Origin of the sequence: Streptomyces sp. (genome assembly GCF_036566765.1) — a bacterium.
GTDB lineage: Bacteria > Actinomycetota > Actinomycetes > Streptomycetales > Streptomycetaceae > Streptomyces.
The window spans coordinates 1-4,599 of record NZ_DATCVQ010000587.1; the positions used below are offsets into that span (position 1 = coordinate 1).

The 4,599-nt window shown below is 71.4% G+C and carries 8 protein-coding genes and 1 pseudogene; all 9 read left to right on the forward strand.

The window, feature by feature from the left end; genetic code table 11:
- Nucleotides 1-137: 137 nt before the first annotated feature.
- Nucleotides 138-551: a hypothetical protein gene (locus tag VIU94_RS33870; RefSeq protein ID WP_331917484.1), complete on the forward strand. Its 414-nt coding sequence runs from the start codon at nt 138-140 to the stop codon at nt 549-551.
- Nucleotides 548-940: a hypothetical protein gene (locus VIU94_RS33875; protein ID WP_331917486.1), complete on the forward strand. Its 393-nt coding sequence runs from the start codon at nt 548-550 to the stop codon at nt 938-940. Before VIU94_RS33870 ends, VIU94_RS33875 begins: the two co-directional genes overlap by 4 nt.
- The gene (locus tag VIU94_RS33880; protein WP_331917488.1) at nt 937-1,251 is read left to right on the forward strand and encodes a hypothetical protein; all 315 of its coding nucleotides are present in this window, start codon (nt 937-939) and stop codon (nt 1,249-1,251) included. Before VIU94_RS33875 ends, VIU94_RS33880 begins: the two co-directional genes overlap by 4 nt.
- Nucleotides 1,248-1,454, forward strand: a complete 207-nt coding sequence (locus tag VIU94_RS33885; protein ID WP_331917490.1) for a hypothetical protein — start codon at nt 1,248-1,250, stop codon at nt 1,452-1,454. Before VIU94_RS33880 ends, VIU94_RS33885 begins: the two co-directional genes overlap by 4 nt.
- Nucleotides 1,451-2,311, forward strand: a complete 861-nt coding sequence (locus tag VIU94_RS33890; protein WP_331917492.1) for a hypothetical protein — start codon at nt 1,451-1,453, stop codon at nt 2,309-2,311. The genes VIU94_RS33885 and VIU94_RS33890 overlap by 4 nt, the downstream gene beginning before the upstream one ends.
- Entirely contained in the window at nt 2,311-3,057 is a 747-nt protein-coding gene (locus VIU94_RS33895; protein WP_331917494.1) for an ERF family protein, read from the forward strand. The genes VIU94_RS33890 and VIU94_RS33895 overlap by 1 nt, the downstream gene beginning before the upstream one ends.
- Nucleotides 3,054-3,566: a hypothetical protein gene (locus VIU94_RS33900; RefSeq protein WP_331917496.1), complete on the forward strand. Its 513-nt coding sequence runs from the start codon at nt 3,054-3,056 to the stop codon at nt 3,564-3,566. The genes VIU94_RS33895 and VIU94_RS33900 overlap by 4 nt, the downstream gene beginning before the upstream one ends.
- An 11-nt stretch (nt 3,567-3,577) precedes the next feature.
- Nucleotides 3,578-3,880 carry a hypothetical protein gene (locus tag VIU94_RS33905; RefSeq protein WP_331917498.1) on the forward strand — a complete coding sequence of 101 codons (303 nt, stop codon included), beginning with the start codon at nt 3,578-3,580 and terminating at the stop codon, nt 3,878-3,880.
- Nucleotides 3,877-4,599 (forward strand): annotated as a pseudogene (locus VIU94_RS33910) (hypothetical protein); the annotation flags it as partial. The gene VIU94_RS33905 and the pseudogene VIU94_RS33910, both read left to right, overlap by 4 nt.

Sequence of the window (4,599 nt, forward strand, 5' to 3'; positions counted from 1 at the left end):
GCTGTCCGGGAGCACTGGCTGATGGCGGCGGGGTGCCTGGTGATGGCCGGGTGGTGCGCCGCGTACGCGTTCCAGTCGGGGCGGCAGGTGTCCGCCGACCAGCGCGCCGCCGACGAGCAGGCCGAGGAGGTCGTGCGATGAGCGAGATCGAGCGCCTGAAGTCCGGCCGCGAGTGGTTCGGATTCCTGACCTTGCAGAACGTCGATGCGGTCGCCGGACGCATCCGCAGCATGATCGGCGACGGCCAGCCCTACACCTGGGTCGCCTGCAACGAGGGGCTCGGCAACTACCGGCCCGAGGTCCGCACCTCCCAGGTGGCCGCAAAGATCCGCACGCACCACGACGACGAGCACGCCTCGGTCGTGGTCGTGGACACCTACGGCGTGTGGTCCATCAACACCCGCCTCTCCGATCAGGACGCAGGCGTCCGGCGCGAGCCCGACTTCTCCGCGCCGTACCTGAAGATCACCCGCAGCCAGATCCAGATCGAGCACAAGGCCCCGGTCGGCGCCCGACTCCTGTGGACCATCGCCGTTCAGGACATGTCATGACCCCCGCCGCACGCGCCCGGCTGCTGATGCCCGCCCGCGACTTCCCCGCCACGGCGTGGGAGCACGGCATCCGCGAGACCGAGCAGACGCTGATCCTCACCGGCCGCCTCACCCGCGTCACCGTGGGCCGGGCCTCCTACTACCTGCGCGCCGACGTCGACCGGCTGAAGGGCGGGCGCATGGCCACCACCCGCAAACGCCTGCTGACCCTGGCCAACCGGCAGCTCACGTTCCCGAACATGAACGTCGATGACGAGGTCGCGTCCCTGTCGGTGCTGCGTCGCGACGACGCGCTGCTGGCGTTCGACAGCCTGTGTCAGGCCGTGGCCGACGGCGACCGGTACGGCAAGGCGTACGCGCTGAACCTGCTGACCGGGGGTGCGCGGTGAGGAACTACTGGTACGACCGGCAGGGCCAGCCGATCGACACGGCCAAGGCCAACGAACTGCTCGGCGACATGGAGTACAAGCGCGTCGCGCTCCATGAGGAGAACGGCTATCGAGTCTCCACCGTGTGGCTCGGCGCTGACCACAACTTCATGGCCGCCGGCCCGCCGCTGCTGTTCGAGACGATGATCTTCGGGCCGGACGACTGGCAGGGCGAGTACATCGAGCGCTGGCCGACCGAGGCCGCCGCCCTGGCCGGGCATGACCGGGCCGTCGAGCATCTGCGTGCCGACATCCTCGGCGGCGGGTCATGACCGCCCCGGAGCACGCCGCGACCGCCGCCGAGCTGGTCGAGCGCTACCGCGAGGGCGCCATGTCCAACGACATCGCCCTCACCGCGATGACCACCCTGACCGGGCTGGACGAGGCCGACGCCGCGTTCCTGCTGATCGAGCAGTGGACCGCCCGGCACCGCGCCGACGGTGCGGCCGACGACGAGGACTGGTGGACCCGATGAAGATCGTGCGCAAGGACAACGGCCGGAACCACTGGTACATCGACCTCGACACCGGCGACCGCATCCCTGGCGTCACCGGCATCAACGGCGACGGGCTGCCCAAGAAGGCGCTCATCAACTGGGCGGGGAACGCCACTGCCGAGTACGCCCTCGACCACTGGGACGGGCTGTCCGAGCTCGCGCCGTCCGCCCGGCTGAAGAAGCTGCAGGGCGGCCGGTACGAGTCCCGCGACGAGGCCGCCAACCGCGGCACCCAGGTCCACAAGATGGGTGAGCGGCTCATCGCCGGTGAGTCCGTCGTCGTCCCGGACCTGCTGCGCCCCTACGTGGACAGCTACGTGAAGTTCCTGGACGAGTTCCAGCTCCGCGCCCGGCACGTCGAGGCGCTCGTCTACTCCGAGACGCACCGCTACGTCGGCACCTTCGACATCTTCGGCGACATCCTCCTGCCGGACATGCCGGAGTACGACCACCTGCCGCGCGACGAGGACGGGTTCGTGTGCGGCTGCCTCATCGACGCCAAGACCAACCGGTCCGGGATCTTCGGCGAGACGGCGCTGCAGTTGGCCGGCTACCGGTTCGCCGAGTTCATGCAGCCCGACCCGAAGGACCCGGACACGGCGTTCCCGATGCCGGAGGTGACGTGGACGGGTGCCCTGTGGATCCGCCCGGACGGGTACTCGCTGATCCCGGTCGTGGCCGACGAGCAGCAGCACCGGGTGTTCCTGTACGTCCAGCAGGTCGGCATGTGGGACAAGACGTCGCGCGACCTGGTGGGCAGCCCGATCGAGCCGCCGACCGCATCCCGCTACGTGCTCGCCAAGGCCCACGAGGAGCCCGAAGGGGACGCGTTCTGATGACCGAACCGAAGTCGCTCGACGAGGCGCTGTGCATGCTCCAGGCGGACCCGCCGGTCCTGCTCAAGGACAAGAAGGGCCAGGTCGGCAACCAGAAGACCAAGTACGCCGACCTCGTCCAGGTGAACGCCGTGGTCCTGTCCCGGCTGAACGCGCTGGGCGTGATCTACAAGACCAAGCCGACCCTGCGGGCCGAGGACCCCAAGTTCGTGTTGGCGTACAGCCTGAAGCACGTCGCGTCGGGCACCGAGGAGGCCGGGGAGTACCCGCTGAAGCTCAGCGAGAACCCGATGCAGATGGGCTCGGCGATCACCTACGCCCGCCGCTACGTGCTGCTGGCCATCACGGGCATCGCCGCTGAGGACGAGGACGACGACGGGCAGGCCGCCGCGAACCGGGGCACTGCGCAGCGGTCCCAGCAGCAGCGGCGCCGGGGTTCGTCGTCCGCGCCGCAGGAGGGCGCGGGCGTGCAGCGGTCCGCGCCGCCGCTGCCGGGCGAGGCCGTCACCGATCCGCAGATCAAGAAGGTCGTGGCGATGTTCGGCACGATCGGCTGGAACGACCGCGACGACCGGCTGCGCGCGACGTCGGCGATCGTCGGCCGGCCGCTGGGCTCGGCGACGGAGCTGACGAAGTCCGAGGCGCACGGGCTGATCGAGGCGCTGGAGAAGGTCGCGGCCGAGCCCGACCCTGCGGGCCGCCTCACGGACATTGTCGCGAAGGCGCGCGAGGGGGCCTCGTCGTGATCGCCGCCCTGGTCTCCCTGCTGCGCCGGTCCACGCCGTGCACGCCCCGCGTGTGCTCCGGCTGCGGCTCCGTCACCACCCGGCTCACGCCCGCCCAGTCCGCACAGGCGGGCTCGAAGATCCTGCCGACCTGTCGCCGCAGGGGCTGCACGGGGCGGCTCCGGCTGCTCACCGACGACGCCACCGACCGACTGATCAACGACCTGAACAAGACCGCCGCCCCGGGCTGGACCCCCGGAGCGGCGGAGCCCAACGACTGTCTGGAGTCGAAGGACATGACCCGAAGCATTCCACGCCACGCCCGCGAGATCCACGCCGGCGACATCATCACCGCCGACCCCGACCACGAGAACCGGCCCGTCCGCTGGCGGGCGTCCAACCGCGCGGAGGTCACGGGCGACGGCGTCGCGATCATCGACTACGTCGACCAGGCGGACGGCGTGAAGGGCATCGCCTACTACGGCGGGCTCGTCACGCTGACCGTCGAGCCCGCGGGCGGTGCCCAGTGAGCCCCGCCGACATGTTCAGGCTCGCCGCCGAGCAGTTGGAGCTGACGAGCGACCGGGTCAACGACCTGACCGCCGACGACATGAAGGCGATCGCCGACTATCTGCGCCCGCTCACCGAACACGCGCACCACGTCTGCGCCACGGCCCTGATCTCCATCGACAACGCGAAGCCGGAGCACCCGACCCGCGACGCCGGGCACGGCCTCGACCTGCAGGCGACGCTCGGCCATCTCGCGAGCCTCTTCGACGCCGCGATCCACTTCGCCTACGAGGCGCAGGCCGCCGCCGACGCCATCACCGGGAGCGCCTCATGAGCACCCTGGACAACATCGTCGCGATCATGCGCGGGCACGCGAGCGACCTCCGTGCCGAGTCCGCCGACCACGCCCGCGAAGCCACCGCGATCACCGACCGCATGGCCGAGCCCGCCGACGTGTACCGCGCCATGGAAGCCGAGGAGCGCGACCTCGTGGCGAAGCTGGAGGCCCTGCGCGGCGCGATGAAGACCTCCGCGTCGGCGCTCGCCGCAATGAAGAACGAACGGGACCGGCACCGTGAGCGGGCCGCGCTCGCCGCCGACGCCGCCGCGACGATCGAGGGCAAGGTGATCGCCGAGTTCACGCACCTGGCGGCGGACGTCCCGCCGGTCGAGGCGCTCGCCGCCACCGGCCTCATGCCGCCCAAGGAGGACGCGCGGACGGCCCGCTGTGGCGACGTCTGCGCCGAGCACGCGCACCCCTGCGACCGCGACCCGGGCCACCTCGGCCCGCACCGCGACCGCCAGCAGAAGGGCACCGAGAGCTGCTCGTGGGAGTCCTTCGAGGTGGAGCCGCCGGACCCTGACGCCCCCGCCGCCGTGCCCGTCGTCGCGCCGACCCCGCCGCGCGACCCCGACCAGCCCGGCACGGTCGTCGCCGTCTCCGGGCCCACGGTGACGCAGCCCGACCCGGGCGCGGCGCACCCCGTGCCCAACCCGGCAAGCCCCCTGCCGCCCGCCGAGCCCGGCCCGCACCGGCACGCCAAGCCCGGCTTC

Excerpts from the sequence above, each read along its gene's own strand:
- VIU94_RS33885 (WP_331917490.1), top strand. The coding sequence starts at position 1,248 with ATGACCGCCCCGGAGCACGCCGCGACCGCCGCCGAGCTGGTCGAGCGC.
- VIU94_RS33870 (WP_331917484.1), top strand. The coding sequence starts at position 138 with ATGAGCGAGATCGAGCGCCTGAAGTCCGGCCGCGAGTGGTTCGGATTC.
- VIU94_RS33890 (WP_331917492.1), top strand. The coding sequence starts at position 1,451 with ATGAAGATCGTGCGCAAGGACAACGGCCGGAACCACTGGTACATCGAC.
- VIU94_RS33875 (WP_331917486.1), top strand. The coding sequence starts at position 548 with ATGACCCCCGCCGCACGCGCCCGGCTGCTGATGCCCGCCCGCGACTTC.
- VIU94_RS33895 (WP_331917494.1), top strand. The coding sequence starts at position 2,311 with ATGACCGAACCGAAGTCGCTCGACGAGGCGCTGTGCATGCTCCAGGCG.
- VIU94_RS33905 (WP_331917498.1), top strand. The coding sequence starts at position 3,578 with ATGTTCAGGCTCGCCGCCGAGCAGTTGGAGCTGACGAGCGACCGGGTC.